Here is a 19,476-nt window from a genome sequence, read left to right on the forward strand (position 1 = left end):
TAACCCATATATCATCAACTTATCAATATATCCCCTTTTTCGCATACAAAAAAGCACCCTAAACGGATGCTTCTACCAAATGATATTTTTTCAAAATACGATAGGTGATTTCTTTTGCTTCTAGTCCGGTGCCTTCTATATTTGTGGTGAAGATGTAGGTTTTGTTTTCATGTTTGATGAAGCCTGCGTACCAGCCGATGCCTGATCCGGAGCCTGTTTTTCCGTATAGCGTGGCGTGTTTCTCTTCTTCTTGTATCATCATTCGCTTGACGGTTCTCATAACAGATAGGTCAAATGGGAGACTTTCTTCATATAGCTGTTTAAGGAAATGGACTTGTTCTACTGGTGAAATGCGCAGCGTACTGCTTAGCCAAAATTGATCGATTCCACCAGATATGTCTTGATTCCCATAATGAATGGCTTTTATCCAATGGCCCATGCGTTCTTTCCCGATGTCACGTGCCATAGCTTGATAATACCAGACGACTGAATCTCTCATGCCAGAGCCCAGTGTATGGTCCTTATTCCAGTTATCAATCTCTCTTTTTACTCCGTCCCAATATTTAATGTCATATTCATCTTTAACTGCACTTGTTTGAAGTCCGATTAAGGCATTTGCTATTTTAAACGTTGATTGTGGTGCAAAGCGCTTGTTCGCTCTTTTTTTGTTATACACCCATGGTGATTTTTCTTTTACTTCTTGAATCACAAATGTGCCTTCCCGCTCTTTCATGAATTCATCGACGGACCATTTTGGAGATGTTCCTTCACTTGATGCAGGCTTGCTCATACAAAGTGCTGCAAGCATCACGCCAGCAATCAGCCATTTCATCTTCTTTTTTTGCAAACAATCACCCTCTTTGCTCATGATTGCAATTGATTGTAGCATGCTGACTGATCAGAAATAAGAGCCGCTCGTCCTCTTTTTTAATAAAAAAAGCCGGTTTTATCCGGCTTTCTGTTTATTGTATGCTCAATTTTTTCTCTTCAATCGCTTGCTTTGCAATTTTTGAAATTGTCATATCGTCCATTGGTGGGTTATGAAGGCCAGCACGAATGTCTCGATAGTAACGTTGAAGCGGGCAGCTAAGGCTTAAGCTTTTTGCACCGACTAAACGCATGGCTTTATCGACCACTTGCAGACTATGATTGACGACTGTATGCTTCACAGCACCGAATTCATTGATTAACAGCTCTCTTTTCTCTGGCTGCTCATACAATGTTGTCGTTGAATAGATGACATGGCGTGCTTGCTTTAGTAGTAAATCAATTTCGCCAATCAGTGTTTGGACATTTGGCAGTTCGCTAATCGTTCCGCTAATACTGTTCGGTGAATGGGTGATGGCATACTGAACAGCATAGTCTCTTGCCGCTTGCGCAATCCCTAAATAACAGGAAGGGATATGTGCGATCCAAGGATTCAGCATACCGCCCCGAGGTCCTTTTTGCACTTCAACCAACATGTCATCTGGGACTTCCACTTGATCTAGAATTAAATCATGGCTCTCTGTTCCTCTCATGCCAACAACATCCCACGTTTCTTCTATAGAAACACCTTTTGTATCACGGTGAATTAAGAAGAAGCCCATCGCTTCTTTTTCTTCGATCCATACACCGACGAGAAAGTATGTGAGTGCTGGTGACATCGTTGTGAATGTTTTCCGGCCATTGATCACCCAATGATCTCCTGATTTCGTTGCAGTTGTTCCAGGTTTGCCTCCTCTTGTTGGACTCCCTGTCTGCGCCTCACTGACGGCCCGGTTCACAAGAGCCCCATTTTTGATTTCTTCAGCAAAAAATTGCAGCTGCTTCTCATTCCATAGTTTCTTTTCATAAATTTCACCAACAACTCCTTGGTGCCAGCCGATCGATAAGGCAGTTGCTCCATCCATACTTCCTAGCGTTTCTTGAAAAAGGACCATATCCTTTACAGATTGACCCCCGCCCCCGTACTCAACAGGCAGAGACAACGTTGTATAGCCCAGTTCTACTAATGATTCGATATTCTGTTTAGGAAAATAGGCACCCTCATCATGTTCTTTTGCAGAATGTTCGATCGTTTCACGAAGGGATTCTAGTTGATTTAGCCAATTTTTTTGAAAATCTGTATCGACAAATAATGCTTTAGACAAAACGTATCCAACTCCTCTGTTTCTCGCAATCTATCATATCCGATTTATCCAATAGGTATTATTAAAACACACTTTACTTATAGGATTTAATGTGTTAAATTTTATCAATATTAAGTACATATGTCAAAGGAACGTGATGCTTTTATGATTTCTGCTACTAATCTACATAAATCCTATGGGTCAACTCATGTGTTAAAAGGAATTGATTTCACCGTACAAGAAGGTGAAGTGGTCGCCATTATTGGACCGAGCGGATCAGGAAAAACAACACTTCTCCGCAGTTTAAACAGCCTTGATATCCCAGACAAAGGAACGCTGACAGTTGGAGAAGCCACGATTCAATTTGAACAATATCGAAAAAAAGATCTTCTAGAACTCAGACAGCAATCGTCTATGGTGTTTCAGCATTATCACTTGTTTCAAAATAAACGAGCACTTGAAAACATCACAGAAGGATTGATTGTGTCTCAAAACATGTCTAAAAAAGAGGCAGAAAAAATCGGAGAGCAATTGTTAACGCGAATTGGGCTGCTTCATAAAAAAGATGCGTTTCCAAGTGAATTATCCGGCGGTCAACAGCAGCGAATCGGAATTGCCCGTGCGCTTGCCATGAATCCTGCGGTGCTTTTATTTGATGAGCCGACGTCCGCACTGGACCCAGAGATGGTCGGAGAAATCCTTGAAATGATGAAAGATATTGCGAGCCAAGGAATGACGATGGTCATTGTGACGCATGAAATTTCGTTTGCAAAGGATGTAGCGGATACAGTGATCTTTATGGCAGATGGGGAAATCGTTGAAAAAGGCTCACCAGAAGACGTCCTGATGAAGCCTCAGCATGAACGGACGAAACAATTTTTATCAAGAATTCATCGCGGGATGTGGCAAGGATTGGAGGAAGACAGATGAAGCGCAAGACTTTATTCACTGCCGCTAGTATCCTTCTGTTTCTCCTCTCTCTCATTGGCTGCAGCAGTGTGAAAACAACAACAGATGATGGCAGACAAATTGTCAAAGTTGCACTAAGCGCAGAAGTCAATCCGCCTTTTTTAGCCACAAATGACCGCAACGAGCCGATTGGCTATAACATCGATTATTTAAATGAAGTCGAGAAACGTTTGCCACATATTCATTTTGATTATATCTTTGGCGAGGAAGAATCCAATTTAATTGGGATCGGCGCTGGGAAATTTGAAATGGCGGCTAATTGGTTTTTCAGTAATCCTGAACGTGAAAAACGCTTTCTTTATCCTAAAGTGCCATACGGCTATTCGATGACAGGTTTAATTGTGAATGAATCAGAGCAAGATATTCAATCTCTAGACGATATGACATCAAAAAAGCTCGCTCCCGTCAGTCCTAGCGGTGGCCTTCGTTCCATATTAAATCAATATAATGAAGAACATGATCGAAAAATTCCGCTCACAACCATTGAAAGTCCTTCAAACGAACTCAATTTAAAACGAGTCGAAAGTGGACGATCCGATGCGGCTTTTATGAATATTTCGACCTTTGATACGATTCAAAAACATCTTCACCTGAAAGTCAAAGTGGGCGGCATTGTCTCAAAGGAACCTATTTATCTTGTCTTACAGCCTAGTCAAAAGAAACTAGCATCACAATTGGACCGAGTGACACAAGAGATGATAAAAGACGGAACATTACCTGACCTTGCGAAGAAATGGTTTGGCGTTGATTTCTTTCAAGATATTGACTATATATCAGAGCAAGGCTATCAATATGAAGAAAGGAAGGAAGCGCCATGACGTTTACAGCTGGAGATTGGCTGAGAATCTTTTTACAAGTGGTTGATCGTCTGCCACTCACATTTCTTATGATTGTGGTGTCATTGTTTTTTGCCATCATCATCGGATTGCTGTTTGCTTGCATTCGAATCAAACAAATTCCAGTGCTGAAACAATTGGCGGTCATTTATTTGTCATTTACACGAAGTACACCGCTCATTGTTCAGTTATTTCTGATTTATTTTGGCCTGCCTCAGCTTTTACTCATGGCCGGAATTCAAATCAATCATTGGGATCGTGTGTTATTTGTGATGATCACATTCTCGTTACATACGGGCGCTTATTTATCTGAAGTCTTTCGCAGTGCATATTCCTCTGTTGGGAAAGATCAGCTTGAAGCAGCTTACATTGTTGGGATGACAGATTCGCAGGCATTAATGAGGATCATTATTCCGCAAGCCTTTCTCATTGCACTTCCGAACCTCGGAAATTACACCATTGATCTCGTGAAAGATACCGCCATTGCATTTACAATCGGACTCATTGATATGATGGGACAGGTCAAAATCATCCTAGGTAATAACTACGGGATAGGGATGTTTGAAGTGTACGTCATCATTGCAATTGTGTATTGGCTGATTTGCATCAGTATTGAACTGATCACGATGCTACTGGAAAGAAAATTTGTGAAAGGCCGCACCAGCCTGTCACGCTAAGGAGGCGATTTGATGCAAACCATTGATATATCATTTGCGATTGACCAAATACCACATATTCTAAAAGGCGTTCCCTTTACCTTATTGATTGCACTTGTTTCTATGGCTGTGAGCCTTTTGATTGGATCTGTTTTTGCTTTCATTCGCCTCTTTCGTATCCCTGTGCTCCGCCAGCTGGTCACACTCTATGTCTCATTTTTTAGAGGAACACCTCTCATTGTTCAGTTGTTTGCTTTCTTTTATGGCATTCCATTTGTTCTGACCAAAATGAATAGCACTTTTGGGTTGACCTTTCACCCGGATATGGTCTCCCCGCTTACCGTTGCCCTTATCACCTTCAGCCTGCATTCAGCCGCACATTTAACAGAAGTGGTCCGAAGCGCACTTCTTGCAGTAGACAGAGGGCAGCTTGAAGCGGCGAAAATCGTTGGCATGACCACTAGACAGGCGATGATTCGCATTATTTTACCGCAAGCGTTTGTGGTTGCCCTGCCAAACCTAGGGAATCAGCTCATTCAGCTGTTAAAAGCCACATCCCTTTCGTTTACAATTGGTGTACTAGAAATCATGGGAATCTCGCGCATCATTGCAAATGATGGCTACAAGTTTTTAGAAACGTATCTTGTCTCTGCTTTGATCTATTGGATGCTTAGTATTTTCTTTGAACTCGCTTTTGCTTTGTTAGAGAAACGAGTCAGCGTGTACGGAAAATCTCTTGGACGTTAAAAAAGTCGATCAGGCACAAACCCTGATCGACTTTTTTATTCTCCTTTTTTCGGTGTGTTATATAGTTCTTTCGGTGCTGGTTTGAGTTTAGGCGCAGAGCCGAACACGACAGGAGCAGAAATATATCTGAATTCTCCCTTTCCATCCATACTTCGGCCATGTGCCCATCTGCCTTCTTTGCTTTCTTCTCCTCTTGAGAAGTTAAACAAATCATAGGATACTTGCTGTTTTTCCAGTGAGCGCGGGAAGGTGGTTGGAACAACGACATCCCCTTCTCGTTCTTCCAATTCCTTAATTGCAGCCAGCCACATATTTTGATGATATGTATCACGAGCAATGAGAAAGGAGAGCATATCCTTCACTCCGCGGTCATCGGTCATTTCATAAAGCCGTGTAACCTGAAGTCTGCCTTGTGACTCCGCGTTCAAATTTGCCCGGAAGTCAGCCATTAAATTTCCACTTGCAATGATATATTTTGCATTCCACGGATACCCTTGACTATCTGCTGCCATTGCCCCTAAGCCTGCAACAATTGCATGTTGAGGATTCATTCCGCCCATGACGGCTGCAAGTGCTGGATCACTTTGATACGCTTCTTCTTGTTCTTTAACTGGGGCATTATCAAGTAATCGAGCAATCATCGTTGCCAGCATTTCGACATGACCGATTTCCTCCGTTCCAATGTCATGGAGCAAGTCTTTATATTTTTGATCCGCTCGGCAGTTAAACCCTTGAAATAAATATTGCATCATCACGCTGATTTCTCCATATTGACCGCCTAACACCTCTTGTAATTTTTTCGCATAAAGAGGGTCCGGCTTAGAGGGCTTTGCTTCATATTGCAGTTCTTTAATGTGATAAAACATGATGTCATCTCCTTTATTTATAAACATCTTTGCACTTATCACTATTCAGCCGATTCCCTCTTTATGAAAAATCGCATGCTCTTATAAAAAAAAGAGAACGGCATCTGCCATTCTCTTTATCGTCCTACTTATTCAGCACTGACTAAAATTTTCACTTGATCTTTTTCATTGATTAATGCATGGAAGCCATCTTCGATCACATCGTCCAGCTTAATTTTCTTCGTGACGAGTGTATCTGCAGAGAAATAGCCTTTTCTCATTAAGTTTAATACAGATGGAAATACGTCTCTATAGCCGATGATTCCTTTGACTGTACGTTCTTTAATGACAATGTCATTCGGCATAATTTCTGCGCCTTTTTCCCAAATGCTTACAATGACTGTTTCACCTGAAATTCTAGTTGATTGGATTGCTTGCTTCAATACAACAGGTACACCTGTCACTTCAAAAGAAACATCGACTCCACCATTTGTGCGGCGTGCGATTTCTTGAACAACATCTTCATACTGAGAAGGATCTACAATGATCGCTCCAAGTTCTTTTGCTTTTTCTTGGCGCTCTTTTGATAATTCCACTGCATAAATGTCAGTAGCACCAGCTGCTTTTAATGCTTCAATGACAAGTAAACCAATTGGTCCACAGCCAAATACAGCTGCTGTATCCCCAGCTTGTACTTTACTAGAACGAACGGCATATAAAGCAACTGCAGAAGGTTCAACAAGTGCACCTTGCTCATATGAAATTTCGTCTGGTAACAAATGAAGTAATTCTTCATCGACAGATACATATTCAGAGAATCCTCCACCGCCACCAGCAAGTCCTAAGAAGCCCATGTTTTCATCTAAGTTGTAAGCACCTTGGTGCCCGTGAGTTGCAAAAATAGGTTCAACAACCACTCGATCGCCTACTTTGTAATTACTCACGCCTTCTCCAACTTCTACAACTTCACCAGAGAACTCGTGTCCCAGTGTAATGGGTGCTTTTTCTTTTGTAAGTGGATGAGGTTCATTCACAGGAATGAAGATCGGTCCGCCTAAATATTCATGTAAATCACTACCACAAATGCCGCACCATTTTACTTTCAGTTTCACTTTTCCTGGAGCAACTGTTGGTTCGTCAATTTCCTCTAGTCGAATGTCCTTTTGATCGTGCCAGCGTAGTGCTTTCATTTGTAAGACTCCTTTTCTCATCAATTTAATTAACTTACTTAAATAATGATAACATAATTTTTTTAATTTTCTAAGTAAGATGCACTATTTTTTTGACAGTCAATGGACGAAAAATGACAAAACATAGCAACAGACAAATAAGAAGCATACATAGGCAGCCAATTATGACAGAAGTACGTATCGATAACATATGCGCCAATACGCCGCATATTCCTGTCATGATCATCGTCAGAACTGCTTCACATAACGCATAAAAACTTGCCACTCTCCCCATGACCTCTACCGGGATATTCGTTTGATAAAAAGTCATAAAACCGGTGTTTGCAAATGCTAAAAAGAAAGCGAGAACAAAAAAGCCAGCTGCTGCGACAGTCAATGTGTTCGAAAAAGCATAGATCAAGTATCCAAAAGCCACAAGCAAACTCCCCGCACCAAGCATCACTGAAATAGGCAGCCTTTCGACAATGACCGTATTGAGACATGCCCCTGCGATAATCCCTGCTCCAGCTACACTGACAAGAAACCCATATTCGGTATTGGACAACATCAGCACTTCCTTTGCAAAAGCTGCTTCAAGTGAGTCAATTGCAGTCGGCAGCACCGTGATGGCAGCACTAAATAATAAATACACGGCCATCACTTGACGGGATGTGAGACTGAAATGAAAGACAAGTTTTGCATCTTCCTTTAATACCGAGAGAGAAAAGCCCTTTTGTGCCCCGTCTGCTTTTGACAAAATCGGTAAACACATCGTCAAAACAGCAGATATCAAAAGGCAGATTGCATTTACATAAATTGAAAGGACTGGTGTACCAATGAGAAAAAGCAGCCCTGCTACGGCGGGTCCGAGTAAAAATCCACCAGACTGCAGCAAAGATCGAATGGCATTAAACCGTTTTCGTTTATCCGCCGGTATTAGTGCTGTCATATACACCATCGAAGCTGGATGAAACATGGCTTGTGCCATATGAATGAGAAATAGCATCACATATACGATCAATAAGTGGCCTGAAAATAAGGCAAAGGGTAAACAAGCAATCAGAACGGCCCGGCATAGATCTAGACTGATCATGACATTCCGCTGATTCAGTCTATCTACTAAACTACCAGACCAGCTATTTGTTAAAAGAGCCGAGACAGGTCTTAACATATAGACGGCAGTTACAGCAAGAACGGAGCCCGTTTCCTGAAAAATCAGCAGGTGGAGAGCAATCATATAAATCCATTCTCCTATGTTCGCAATACCAATCGCTCCAAGTAACATGCTCATATCCCGCCAATGTTTTTTCATCGTAGTGCCCTCCTTTTTTTCATCAAAAAAAATCCCGCCCCCAAGACATTTCTGTCTTGAGGACGGGATTGACTCCGCGTTGCCACCTCAGTTCATTCACCTGTTACCAGATGAACCTCAGCAGGTTATCGCTAACCCTTCTCTATAACGGGAGAATGCCGCTGCACCACCATCACAATGAATCCGGTGCAAAGCTAAGAGGCTTGGTTCTGTAACGCTTCCCAGCTCCTTCTCAGCTTTACGGAGTTCTCTGTGTGAGGCAGCCATTACATACTCTTCTCTATTTGCGCTTTATCTTTTTTTCATCACGATCTTCAGCTGAATTGTTACATATTGTACTGCGCCTCCGTCAAGGCGTCAATGTTTTTTTCATGTTAATCCGCATAAATCATTTTCCTAGTCATGCCGCCATCAACAACCAAATCTGTTCCTGTCACAAATTGATTGTCTTCATCTGTTAAATAAAAACAAGCTTTGACAATATCCTTTGGCGTTCCTACTCGATTGGAAAGATGCTGCTGATGGTCAATTTCTCGCAAATTTTTCTCATCCTTCGTTTCAATCCACCCAGGGGAAATGCTGTTTACTGTTATATGATCCTGACTAAAGGAAACAGCCAGCGCATGAGTAAGTGCTGATATCCCGCCTTTTGATGCAGCATACGCTTCTGTATCTGGTTCTGACATGGTCGCGCGAGTGGATGAGATATTAACGATAGAACCGCCTGATTGATTCTCTTTTATATAACGTGCCGCTTCCCTTGCACATAAAAAAGCACCTCGTAGGTTTGTATGCAGCACATGATCAAACTCATCAACCGTTAGCTCATAAGGCGATTTTGTACACATAACCCCTGCATTATTGATGAGAATATCGATCGTTTGATAACGTGCCACGGCAGCCGACATGATGTCTTGAATATCTTTCTCTTGTTTCACATCCGTTTTTTTAAAAAAAGCCTCAAAGGACTCCTTTTTCAGCTGATCTTCCAAGCGCTTGCCCTTCTCTTCGTCAATATCCGCAAGCACGACACGCGCCCCTTCTTTCGCATAGCCATACGCGATCGATTCACCAATTCCATTGGCTGCGCCAGTGATAACGACTGTTTTATTGTGAAAATTCATCGTTTATCCTATCCTTTCTCTCATGAGATGTTGTCGTCTATCATACCACTCATGTATACATGATACCTAGTCAAATGGGACATAGAAAAACCACCACCTAAATCATACATTAGGAGGGTGGTATATTTGTAATTCTCCATATTGACGACATAGTCGTTTGCTTCTTGTGTAAAGTCTAGGAAAGTTTGTGTTTATCATTCAGTCATTCTATTCGGCTCTTTTTCTGTATGATTATATTAAAAAGCAGCCTTTAGTATATCTAAGTAGTCCGCTTTCGTAACGGCACGAACATTGCTTTTTGTAGAGTTGTTTTGTTCTGCTAGTTCAGCCATTTTTTCAAAATCTTCTACTTTTACATAAGATAATTCTTTTAGTGATGGAATACCTAAATTCTTTGTGAATGTATATATACCATCCATTAATTTTTGAATCGCCACATCATCTGCATCCGTTTTATCTGCAAAGCCCATAATGTTTGCAAGCTCTATGTGCAATGATTTGTTTTCAGCTGCATTAAATTGTATGACATAAGGTAAAAACACAGCATTTGCGATACCATGAGGCGTATCATAAAGACTGCCGAGCGCTTCGGCTAAACAATGTACGGCTGCTACATCAGCAGAACCGAAGCATAAGCCAGCGAGTAAACTGCCTTCCTGCATTTTGTATCTTGCTTCTAAATCAGACCCGTCTTCATACGCCTTCGGTAAATAGGTCACAATGGTTTTCATTGCGCTTGCTCCCATCGCCTTAGATATAGGGTTTGTTTCTTTACATGTATAGCCTTCAATCGCATGGACCAGTGCATCAACACCTGTTGCCGCTGTTATACTTTTTGGCACCGTAGAAGTAAGAGCAGGATCCAAAATCGCAATAGTTGGTCGAAGCAAGGCATGTTTTAAGGTGATTTTTTTATGTGAAGCAGCTAACGTAATCACAGATGAACGGGTCACCTCAGAGCCAGTTCCAGCCGTGGTTGGAATACAAATTAAGGGTGATACATTTGTATACGCCTTCTTCCCTGCTATATACTCTTCAGGATTACCGCCATTTGGACCTAATAAAGCAATGGCTTTTGCCGTATCCATTGGGCTGCCTCCGCCAATCGCAATTACCGCTGATGCTTGTACTTTTCTAAAGAGCTCTGCACCCGTTAGACATTCATGATCTCTAGGGTTTGGTGATACTTGATCAAAGACGACAACGGAATAACCAGCTTCTTGTAAATATGCTTCAATAGGCGTCACCAATCCTGCGCTTTTTACACCAGGGTCAGTCACAATCATAATTGTAGCACTAGGCAATACAATGTCCTCTACAATAGAGGCAATATCTTTAGATTTTCCAGTCCCCATGATCATTTTCGTATGACAATCATATTCAAAATTTATCATTGATTTTCTACCCCTTCATTTGTTGATTTAATCACTTGTTTTTCTGCTCCCCACCATTCTATTCCTTTTAAACCTGGAATGGTAGAAGCGTAAAAAACAGGGTTCTTTCCTACCTTTCTTTGTCCCATGTAATCATTTAGAGCCGCAAAAGCAAATTTGCCTAAAATCGCAATGGCAACCAAGTTAACAATAGCCATAATCGCCATCGACAAGTCCGCTAACGTCCAAACGATTTGTAAGTTGGCGAGAGCACCAAACATGATCATCATTAAAACAGTGATTCGATACACGAATAGCGCGGTTACACTGTGATGAATAAAACCGATATTGGCTTCACCGTAATAGTAGCCACCTACAATGGAGCTAAATGCAAAAGTAAAGATCGCAAATGCTAAGAAAATACTAGCCCAAGAACCGAAATGCTGCGCCATTGCAGCTTGAGTAATTTCAATACCTGACAAATCACCTGCTGTTTCTACTGTTGATAGCATAATAATAAATGCTGTACAACTACAAACAACTAATGTATCAAAAAATACGCCTAATAATTGAACAAACCCTTGTTTTACTGGGTGTGAAACATGGGCAGCAGCTGCTGCATTTGGCGCACTTCCCATTCCTGCTTCATTGGAAAATAAACCGCGTTTGACACCGTTCATTATTGCAGCGCCGATTCCGCCTCCAACCATTTGCTCTAATCCAAACGCACTTTTCATAATACTTGCTAATGCTGCGGGTACATCAGCGATATTTGTGACAATCACATAAAGTGCTAAGATAATATAAAACGAGGACATGATTGGCACAATGATTTGGGTAAAGCGGGCAATTCTCTTTACACCACCAAAAATGATGAGAGCCGTAAGAATGGTTACGAATACCCCCATGCCAATTGGACTGATACCAAATGAATATCGAAAGGCATTTGTGATGGTGTTCGTTTGTACTGCATTAAAAATTAAGCCAAAACTAAGAATAACAGAAAAGGCAAAGATCCTACTTGGCCATTTCAGTCCAAATTGCTTTTGTATATAATAGCCTGGCCCACCTTTAAAACCATCACTTGTTCTCACTTTATATATTTGAGCGAGTGTGCTTTCGACAAATGCAGAAGCTCCCCCTAAAACTGCTGCAAACCACATCCAGAAAATAGCTCCAGGACCACCAACTGTGATGGCAATAGCAACACCTGCCATATTTCCAGTTCCAATCCTCGTCGCTGCTCCGATAAAGAAAGCTTGCATTGAAGAAATGTCTTGACTCCCTTTTATTTTTGGAGCTTTTTCAAAAATAGAACGGAAGATCTCTTTTAGTAAGACAATTTGCATAAACTTCATTCTCACCGTAAAGTAGATTCCAATCCCTATTAACATAACGACTAAAATATATGTCCATAAAAAGTCATTTATTGAATTGACAATCGTTTCAAACAAAGCCATCCCCCCTATAAAATCTGAACATTCTAAATAATGAAAGCGCCTACTTTTATCATAGTAAAAATGTTATGATCTATCTATAGAAGTTTTCTGATTGCATCAATCGGCTCATCCGATTTAGGAGGGATTGACGTTGGAAATAAAGCAACTGATGATGTTCCAAACAGCATCAAAAGTATTAAACTTTACAAAAACAGCACAAATACTTGGCTATGCTCAATCTAGTATCACGGCAAATATCGCTGCATTAGAAGAAGAGTTAGGAACCCCTCTTTTTGAAAGGCTTGGAAAAAGGGTCATTTTAACTGAAGCTGGCATGAAGTTTCAAGATTATACGGATAAGATTTTAGGTTTAACAGGAGAAGCATTAGAGGCTGTTGGCGGGATGAGTGAGCCAAGCGGCATTTTGAGAATATGTGCATCTGAAACACAATGTACCTATCGACTTCCTCATATTTTAACGGACTTTCAAACAACGTATCCTAAAGTAGAACTGATTTTCCGTCCCGGAATAGCTGAAAAGGATGTTTTAAATCTATTACTGGAAGGACAAATTGATGTCGCCCTATTATCGATGAATCCTGTCGTATCCTCACATTTAATTGTAAAAGAATTAAAAGATGAACCGATGGCCATTGTTTGCTGTCCAACAAATCCATTGAGCAAAAAACAAAAAGTATATCCTATCGATTTAGACGAGCAAAGATTGTTGTTAACTGAAGACTGCGATTATCGTTACGCCTTCGAACACTCTTTGACACAGGCAGGAGCAAAACCGAGAAGTAAACTAGAGCTAGCAGATGTAGAAGCCATAAAAAAATGTGTAATGGCTGGTCTAGGAATTGCTGTACTTCCCGAAATTTCTATAAAAAGAGAAATAACAGAAGGCCATATGATTAAAATCAATTGGATGGGACCCTGTCTCACAACGAAAATCCAACTATTCTGGCATAAAAATAAATGGATGTCTCCTGCTTTGAAGGCGTTTGTTGATTTAACAGAGGAATATATCCTTCTCAATGGGTAATGTGAAATATTTATTTGGGCAGCCTTCAATTTCTTTCACCATTAAATATTAACGAGTTATCCAATCATTTAAAGTAAATTACGTGTATACAAAAAGCCCTCTACATAGCTATAGAGGGCTTTTTAGAAGAACAAAGGATTAATAGGATCTGATACTCTTCAAACCAATGATCATAAAGACCACCGTAAAAGCAATTAAAACCGTCGCATCTAATAATAAGATAGAAAGATTAACATTGCCGCTCATGATCTCACCAAAACCAGACATCATCCATGTTTGCGGTATAGTCAAAGAAATCTTCTTCATAATGTCTGGAACGATATCTAGAGGCCAATAAATACCACCCAGCATGCACGATCCTACAATGACAATTGCACTAAAGATTTCAGCTTGTTTTTTTGTTTGAGATAAAGTAGCTATCATAAATCCTAAACTTACGACAAGGCCTATAACAAATGATCCGAACAATAAGATAAGAAACAGGTTGCCTAAGTAGACATTAAAGAAAATAGATAAGATGGTCAAAAGAACACCCAATTGTATCCATCCAAGAAGGAAATATGCCATTAAATAGCCCAGAAGTACATATATTTTATGGATTGGACTCGAAAGCAATCTTTGCCATGTATAATTTTTATACTCCGAATGTATAGATGACAAAGAGCTTGAAATCGCAAACATCATAAACATAATGGTAAAGCCAAGCGGTATCAAATTTGGTTGTTGGCTTGCTTGACCATTTTGATTTTTTTCGGCCAATGAAATCGTACCAGATTCATTTAACTTGTTCAATGCATTGGTGAGAGAAACACTTTTCTGCTCTTTCACACCCTGATTGATTTGATAAATGATGGCAGCTGTCTCTTTTAAATAGGGAGATAAGACTGCATATTCTTCAGTTTTTTTATAAACTGTCACATCAAAAATCTCTTTATTTTCTTTTAGATGGGACTTTAATTGGTTTACGACTTTCACAGACGCAACTACCTTTTCTTCAGATACTAAATCTTTTGCGTCGCTTTCAGTTGCCTTTACCCAGAGAAATTTGGTGTTTTTTTCGAGAATTTGAAAAATTTCTTGATCTAGTTTACCTTGACTGGGCTCTAGAATAAAAGCAACTGTCGGTTTCTTTGTATCAGATGCGGTACTACCAAAGATAAAACTAAAAACAATTGGCATCACAAATAAAAAAATGAGGGTCAATGGGGACTTTAATGTTTCTTTTAACTTTAACGTGATAATGGCTAATATTTTATGCATAACGATGCTTCCTTTCAAAAGACATTCTTAATAAAGCAATGATGAAGAAAGCCATTCCCATCCCACAGCTAAGTAATAATCCGTTTTGTATTTCACTAAAATCAGCACCTGCCATACTTTTCAAAAACATTTGAAGTGCAAGAGAATTAGGTAAAAAATAGCTGGTATCAATCACCCATTGTGGGAATAAGTATAAGGGCACCATACTCCCGCCTAAAGCAGCTAACACTTGAGTGCCTAAAATCCCCACACTATTAAACGTTTTTTCTCTTTTGATAAAAGAACCAATCAGCACCCCGAAACCCGCAGCATTTAATATAAAACTACATCCGATCATAACAACAGTAAAAGGCTCTCCCCAGTTCACCTTAAAGACAAAGCTAGTAAATAAAATAATGACCGCAAGTTGAATCATACTCATTAAAATAATGCCCAATAACTTTCCAATGATATAACTAGTATTGCTTAATTTTGATACTAGTAGTCTTTTATAAACTTCTTCTTCTTTTTCCTCTATCATACTGCCAACCAAGAAAACAACAGTCATTAATAAAAAAAGCACACCCATCCCGCCTGCGTAGTATTGGAAGGATGTAATCGGCTGGCTGTTGATATGAATATTCCTTTCGTTCACTAGTTCTTTTTTCAGTTGATCAGACACGATCTCCACTTCTTTACCTTGATTCAACGGCACCAGAATACGATTCATATGATAATTTTGAAAGAATTGCACAACCACATTCTCTAGAACCATTTCCTGTAAGTTTGAATTAGGTCCTTTCAAAATATTCAATTGCACATGATCGTGATTTAATAGGCTTTTTTCAAAATTCGGCTTGATGATTATACCCATTGTAATGTCTCTACTATTTAAATCTTTCTCTAATTGATTTTTCGAGGTGACCTTCACCTCAAATATGTCACTGAGTTCACTCTTAGACAAAGTTGAAAGAAACATTTTACTTGTAGCGGACTTATCCTGATCTGTTATTCCTACTCGAAATGAATTGATCCTAATTTCGCTATCTTTCTTCATGTTATCTCCAAATGCTGCACCTAATATAGCAATTAATATGATAGGCATAAAAAAAAGTGTAAAAAAGCTTTTCTTATCCCTAAAAAACAATAATAGATCTTTCAGTACAACCCAAATGCTCATATGCTCACCTCTATTCGGTCTAATCTCGTAATTTCTTACCTGTTAAATACAAGAATACATTTTCTAAATTTGGTTCTACCACTTCTGCTGAAATTAATTGAACATTTAATGTGGTTACACCTTGAATAAGTTGACTTAGTAAATGCTGAGGGTCGTCATCAAATAATGTGATTTGATTTTCCTGTACCACAAAGTCATTCAGTGGGTGGTATTCATTTATGTATTGGCACACTCGCTCCATATCCTTTTGTCCTTGTTCACATTTAATCGTAAAAATGATTTCTCTTTTTTCTCCAACAAGCTCAGCCAATTCACTTAAATCACCTACCTTAATGAAAGAACCTTGATCCATAATAGCTATTTTTTCACATAGATATTCGACTTCCTCCATGTAATGACTCGTATAAATAATCGTCATTCCTTCACTATTTAACGTTTTAACTGTTTCTAATATATGATTTCTGGATTGCGGGTCTATACCCACTGTAGGCTCATCCATTATTAATAGTTTTGGCCGATGCAAAATCGCACATCCGATATTCACTCTTCTTTTCATCCCTCCTGAGAATACTTTCACTTTATCATTCGCTCTATTGCCCAGACCAATTAATTCAAGGATTTCTTGTACTCTGCTTTTTAATTCTTCTCCTTTAAGTCCATACATTTTCCCCCAAAACGTTAAATTTTCTTTTGCTGACAAATCTAAATATAAAGCGATCTCTTGCGGAACAATGCCAATCAATTGCTGTGCATGCTTTGTTTCTTTATGTAGATCAATGCCTCCAATCGTAACAGTCCCGCTCGTTGCAGGTAGAAGTCCTGTCATGATGCCGATTAAGGTTGATTTCCCTGCACCATTAGGACCCAAAAGCCCAAATGATTCACCAGGTTTCAAGTGGAAGCTAACCCCTTTTAATACTTGTTTACCCTCATAATTTTTGATGATGTTCTGTACTTTTAGCAATTGTAATCTCTCCTCTATTCTTCCTATCTATCATAATCCTATCCAATCATTGCCAACTGTTTTATGGTATGTCTTTCAACTAAAGATCATTTTTTCCAATTTACTCATTTTACCACGTTATGAAATGTAGAAGAACAGTATAGGTCTTTTTATATTTATAAACAAAAAAACTTACAGGAAAAATCCTGTAAGTTTTTTCGATGGATCATTATTTAGAAAGCATCCCATGCGGGTCAATCACAAATTTCTTCGCCACACCCGAATCAAAATCGCTATATCCTTTAGGAGCTTGATCAAGGGATATGACGGTTGCATTAACGGCTTTGGCGATTTGTGCCCTTCCGCTTAAAATAGATTTCATCAAGCTGCGGTGATATTGCATGACAGGGGTTTGGCCTGTCACAAAGGTATGGGCTTTGGCCCAGCCAAGTCCAATTCGCACTTTCAGAGATCCAACTTTTGCATCTTCATCCACAGCACCTGGATCTTCTGTGACGTAAAGTCCTGGAATTCCAAGTTTACCGCCAACTTTGGTAATATCCATAATTGTATTTAAAACGGTGGCTGGTGCTTCTCCTTGATCTCCATGACCTGAAGCTTCAAAGCCGACACAATCGACCGCACAGTCGACTTCTGGCTCTCCAAGGATATTTGTCATTTGTTCACCGATTCGATCATGTTTTCGTAAGTTAATCGTTTCGCAGCCAAAGCTTCTCGCCTGCTCGAGCCTTTGTTCATTGAGATCGCCGACGATGACAGCAGAAGCGCCAAGGAGCTGAGCGGAATGCGCTGCTGCTAGACCTACTGGCCCTGCACCAGCAATATAGACGGTAGAGCCCGGCTTTACGCCAGCCGTATAAGCACCATGAAAACCTGTCGGGAATATATCAGAAAGCATCGTCAAATCAAGTATTTTTTCCATCGCCTGATCTTTGTCCGGAAATTTGAGTAGCTGGAAATCAGCATATGGCACCATGACGTACTCCGATTGGCCGCCAACCCATCCGCCCATATCTACATATCCATAAGCTGAGCCAGGTCGATCGGGGTTCACATTTAAACACACATGGGTTTTTTGTTCTTTACACATGACGCAGCGACCACAGGCAATATTAAATGGAACTGATACGAGATCACCCTTTTGGATAAACTCTACATCTCGTCCAACTTCCACGACTTCACCAGTAATCTCATGACCAAGGACAAGTCCTTCAGGCGCAGTTGTGCGCCCTCTTACCATGTGCTGGTCGCTCCCGCAAATGTTTGTTGTCACCACTTTTAAAATGACGCCATGCTCACACTTACGTCCAACATTGGCTTTAGGTACACCAGGGCCATCTCTTAAAACCAAATCAGGGTATCCAATATCCTCAACTGCTACATTTCCTGCTCCTTTGTAAACGACACCTTTGTTTCCCGACATGTTTTCATTCCTCCCTTTTTGTTTAAAAATGAAGTCTCTCCAAAATTCTCTCTTTCTCGGGCTTTTTCCTTCTTTTAACCGCACATTGACTCAAAAAGTAAGTGACAAATGTCTATCTAGGAGAGAAAAATGTACTTTCCAGTCAAATAAAAAAGAAAATATTGAAAAAAAAGCTAAACATTTGCAGAACATTGTCGATATAAGGAATAAGCCAGACAGGTATCCTTAATCGACAAACAAATTCCTTATATATACTATCATTCCTTACACACCTGGCTGGCCCCTACATATGAAATGAATGCAAAAGACTCTTCTTGTGAAGAGTCTTTTTTATTGACGAATGGTCCATTTCATCGCATGCAAAAAGGCTCCTCTGACGAAGAGCCTTTTTTAATTGCTTGTTCATTACCTGGGAAATATTTTCATCATCATTTTAAGGCTTTGATACAGATGTATGTATCATAATGGTAAACAGAGACGTCTCTAAAGTGATACGCTGAAAAAAGACAGCTGATGTCTTCTTCACTGTACGTTGAAAGAGACTGAGAGCGTTTTTGTTCCTTCATCAGTTCCTGCTTTTGAAAAGATAAGAATACTTCTCCATCCACTTGAAGAACGCGATATACCTCTTTCATAACTTGTTCGATATCTGGCAAGTAATAGATGGTCTGCACTGTGAACAATTTATTGAATGATCTGTCTTCAAAAGGTAATTGCTCAGCTTTTCCAAGTGTGATAACGGCTTTTTCCTGCTCGACAAGCCTCTTATGTTTTCTTTTCGCGTATTTTACCATATGACGCGAAGCATCGATTCCATATACTTTCCCTCGATCAAGTTTTTCCGCTACTTTAGATAATGTCATACCTCTTCCAGTACCAATTTCTAAAATCCGGTCGTTTTCTTGTATATTTAAGAGTTGAATCGTCCATTGATTGATATTATGATGATTTTTTTCCATATAGCGGGCAACCCATTTTGAGAACAAGCCCTTTGGTTCCCTCATTTGTTTTCCAATCCAGCTTTGAATCAATGTCAACACCTGC

The 19,476-nt window shown here is 39.9% G+C and carries 18 protein-coding genes; 5 read left to right on the forward strand and 13 right to left on the reverse strand.

What is annotated here, in order from left to right; genetic code table 11:
- Nucleotides 1-58 precede the first annotated feature (58 nt).
- Nucleotides 59-847 (reverse strand): BPU family class D beta-lactamase, encoded by a 789-nt coding sequence (gene blaBPU / locus KVT11_RS12865; RefSeq protein ID WP_116307212.1) that lies wholly within the window; start codon nt 845-847, stop codon nt 59-61.
- Nucleotides 848-962: 115 nt separating this feature from the next.
- Entirely contained in the window at nt 963-2,132 is a 1,170-nt protein-coding gene (locus KVT11_RS12870) for an acyl-CoA dehydrogenase family protein (protein ID WP_074041950.1), read from the reverse strand.
- 120 nt (nt 2,133-2,252) lie between these two features.
- On the opposite strand from KVT11_RS12870, the gene KVT11_RS12875 reads away from it, so the two are divergent.
- The 4 genes from KVT11_RS12875 to KVT11_RS12890 are packed head-to-tail and all read left to right on the forward strand — an operon-like array spanning nt 2,253 to nt 5,319.
- The gene (locus KVT11_RS12875; RefSeq protein ID WP_081091401.1) at nt 2,253-3,041 is read left to right on the forward strand and encodes an amino acid ABC transporter ATP-binding protein; all 789 of its coding nucleotides are present in this window, start codon (nt 2,253-2,255) and stop codon (nt 3,039-3,041) included.
- Nucleotides 3,038-3,898 carry an amino acid ABC transporter substrate-binding protein gene (locus KVT11_RS12880; protein ID WP_116307214.1) on the forward strand — a complete coding sequence of 287 codons (861 nt, stop codon included), beginning with the start codon at nt 3,038-3,040 and terminating at the stop codon, nt 3,896-3,898. The genes KVT11_RS12875 and KVT11_RS12880 overlap by 4 nt, the downstream gene beginning before the upstream one ends.
- A complete protein-coding gene (locus KVT11_RS12885) occupies nt 3,895-4,593 on the forward strand; it encodes an amino acid ABC transporter permease (protein WP_041506838.1) in 699 nt (232 codons plus the stop codon). Before KVT11_RS12880 ends, KVT11_RS12885 begins: the two co-directional genes overlap by 4 nt.
- Nucleotides 4,594-4,605: 12 nt before the next feature.
- Nucleotides 4,606-5,319 carry an amino acid ABC transporter permease gene (locus KVT11_RS12890; protein ID WP_008342619.1) on the forward strand — a complete coding sequence of 238 codons (714 nt, stop codon included), beginning with the start codon at nt 4,606-4,608 and terminating at the stop codon, nt 5,317-5,319.
- Between the two features lie 35 nt (nt 5,320-5,354).
- Here the strand turns inward: KVT11_RS12890 and KVT11_RS12895 are convergent, their stop codons facing one another.
- From KVT11_RS12895 to KVT11_RS12920, 6 genes are all read right to left on the reverse strand, one after another.
- Nucleotides 5,355-6,185 carry a manganese catalase gene (locus KVT11_RS12895; RefSeq protein WP_007501404.1) on the reverse strand — a complete coding sequence of 277 codons (831 nt, stop codon included), beginning with the start codon at nt 6,183-6,185 and terminating at the stop codon, nt 5,355-5,357.
- Between the two features lie 128 nt (nt 6,186-6,313).
- Entirely contained in the window at nt 6,314-7,354 is a 1,041-nt protein-coding gene (locus KVT11_RS12900; protein ID WP_017358082.1) for a 2,3-butanediol dehydrogenase, read from the reverse strand.
- Nucleotides 7,355-7,424: 70 nt separating this feature from the next.
- Nucleotides 7,425-8,645, reverse strand: coding sequence for an MFS transporter (locus KVT11_RS12905; RefSeq protein ID WP_116307216.1), 1,221 nt, complete (start codon nt 8,643-8,645; stop codon nt 7,425-7,427).
- A 374-nt stretch (nt 8,646-9,019) separates the two neighbouring features.
- Nucleotides 9,020-9,769 carry a glucose 1-dehydrogenase gene (locus KVT11_RS12910; RefSeq protein WP_017367675.1) on the reverse strand — a complete coding sequence of 250 codons (750 nt, stop codon included), beginning with the start codon at nt 9,767-9,769 and terminating at the stop codon, nt 9,020-9,022.
- A gap of 236 nt (nt 9,770-10,005) precedes the next feature.
- Nucleotides 10,006-11,163: an iron-containing alcohol dehydrogenase gene (locus KVT11_RS12915; protein WP_008342626.1), complete on the reverse strand. Its 1,158-nt coding sequence runs from the start codon at nt 11,161-11,163 to the stop codon at nt 10,006-10,008.
- Nucleotides 11,160-12,602: an alanine/glycine:cation symporter family protein gene (locus tag KVT11_RS12920; protein WP_046344079.1), complete on the reverse strand. Its 1,443-nt coding sequence runs from the start codon at nt 12,600-12,602 to the stop codon at nt 11,160-11,162. Before KVT11_RS12920 ends, KVT11_RS12915 begins: the two co-directional genes overlap by 4 nt.
- 130 nt (nt 12,603-12,732) lie before the next feature.
- Here KVT11_RS12920 and KVT11_RS12925 point away from each other — a divergent pair, with 130 nt between their 5' ends.
- Nucleotides 12,733-13,626 (forward strand): LysR family transcriptional regulator, encoded by an 894-nt coding sequence (locus tag KVT11_RS12925; RefSeq protein WP_008342630.1) that lies wholly within the window; start codon nt 12,733-12,735, stop codon nt 13,624-13,626.
- 138 nt (nt 13,627-13,764) lie between these two features.
- On the opposite strand, the gene KVT11_RS12930 is transcribed toward KVT11_RS12925, so the two are convergent.
- The 5 genes from KVT11_RS12930 to KVT11_RS12950 form a co-directional block, all read right to left on the reverse strand.
- Nucleotides 13,765-14,886 carry an ABC transporter permease gene (locus KVT11_RS12930; RefSeq protein WP_046344081.1) on the reverse strand — a complete coding sequence of 374 codons (1,122 nt, stop codon included), beginning with the start codon at nt 14,884-14,886 and terminating at the stop codon, nt 13,765-13,767.
- Entirely contained in the window at nt 14,879-16,045 is a 1,167-nt protein-coding gene (locus tag KVT11_RS12935) for an ABC transporter permease (protein ID WP_046344083.1), read from the reverse strand. Before KVT11_RS12935 ends, KVT11_RS12930 begins: the two co-directional genes overlap by 8 nt.
- Nucleotides 16,046-16,064: 19 nt before the next feature.
- Complete coding sequence (locus KVT11_RS12940; RefSeq protein ID WP_046344085.1) at nt 16,065-17,009, reverse strand: ABC transporter ATP-binding protein; 945 nt, start codon at nt 17,007-17,009, stop codon at nt 16,065-16,067.
- A 208-nt stretch (nt 17,010-17,217) separates the two neighbouring features.
- Nucleotides 17,218-18,432 (reverse strand): formaldehyde dehydrogenase, glutathione-independent, encoded by a 1,215-nt coding sequence (gene fdhA, locus KVT11_RS12945; protein WP_046344086.1) that lies wholly within the window; start codon nt 18,430-18,432, stop codon nt 17,218-17,220.
- Between the two features lie 428 nt (nt 18,433-18,860).
- Nucleotides 18,861-19,463: a class I SAM-dependent methyltransferase gene (locus KVT11_RS12950; RefSeq protein ID WP_017367683.1), complete on the reverse strand. Its 603-nt coding sequence runs from the start codon at nt 19,461-19,463 to the stop codon at nt 18,861-18,863.
- Nucleotides 19,464-19,476 lie beyond the last annotated feature (13 nt).

The sequence above is a fragment of the Bacillus sp. GbtcB10 genome (assembly GCF_019091365.1).
GTDB classification, from domain to species: Bacteria; Bacillota; Bacilli; order Bacillales; family Bacillaceae; genus Bacillus; species Bacillus altitudinis.

Coding starts and splice junctions, on each gene's coding strand:
- fdhA (WP_046344086.1), bottom strand. CDS start 18,432: ATGTCGGGAAACAAAGGTGTCGTTTACAAAGGAGCAGGAAATGTAGCA.
- KVT11_RS12875 (WP_081091401.1), top strand. CDS start 2,253: ATGTCAAAGGAACGTGATGCTTTTATGATTTCTGCTACTAATCTACAT.
- KVT11_RS12915 (WP_008342626.1), bottom strand. CDS start 11,163: ATGATAAATTTTGAATATGATTGTCATACGAAAATGATCATGGGGACT.
- KVT11_RS12910 (WP_017367675.1), bottom strand. CDS start 9,769: ATGAATTTTCACAATAAAACAGTCGTTATCACTGGCGCAGCCAATGGA.
- KVT11_RS12880 (WP_116307214.1), top strand. CDS start 3,038: ATGAAGCGCAAGACTTTATTCACTGCCGCTAGTATCCTTCTGTTTCTC.
- KVT11_RS12885 (WP_041506838.1), top strand. CDS start 3,895: ATGACGTTTACAGCTGGAGATTGGCTGAGAATCTTTTTACAAGTGGTT.
- KVT11_RS12900 (WP_017358082.1), bottom strand. CDS start 7,354: ATGAAAGCACTACGCTGGCACGATCAAAAGGACATTCGACTAGAGGAA.
- KVT11_RS12895 (WP_007501404.1), bottom strand. CDS start 6,185: ATGTTTTATCACATTAAAGAACTGCAATATGAAGCAAAGCCCTCTAAG.
- KVT11_RS12935 (WP_046344083.1), bottom strand. CDS start 16,045: ATGAGCATTTGGGTTGTACTGAAAGATCTATTATTGTTTTTTAGGGAT.
- KVT11_RS12890 (WP_008342619.1), top strand. CDS start 4,606: ATGCAAACCATTGATATATCATTTGCGATTGACCAAATACCACATATT.
- KVT11_RS12905 (WP_116307216.1), bottom strand. CDS start 8,645: ATGAAAAAACATTGGCGGGATATGAGCATGTTACTTGGAGCGATTGGT.
- KVT11_RS12920 (WP_046344079.1), bottom strand. CDS start 12,602: ATGGCTTTGTTTGAAACGATTGTCAATTCAATAAATGACTTTTTATGG.
- KVT11_RS12930 (WP_046344081.1), bottom strand. CDS start 14,886: ATGCATAAAATATTAGCCATTATCACGTTAAAGTTAAAAGAAACATTA.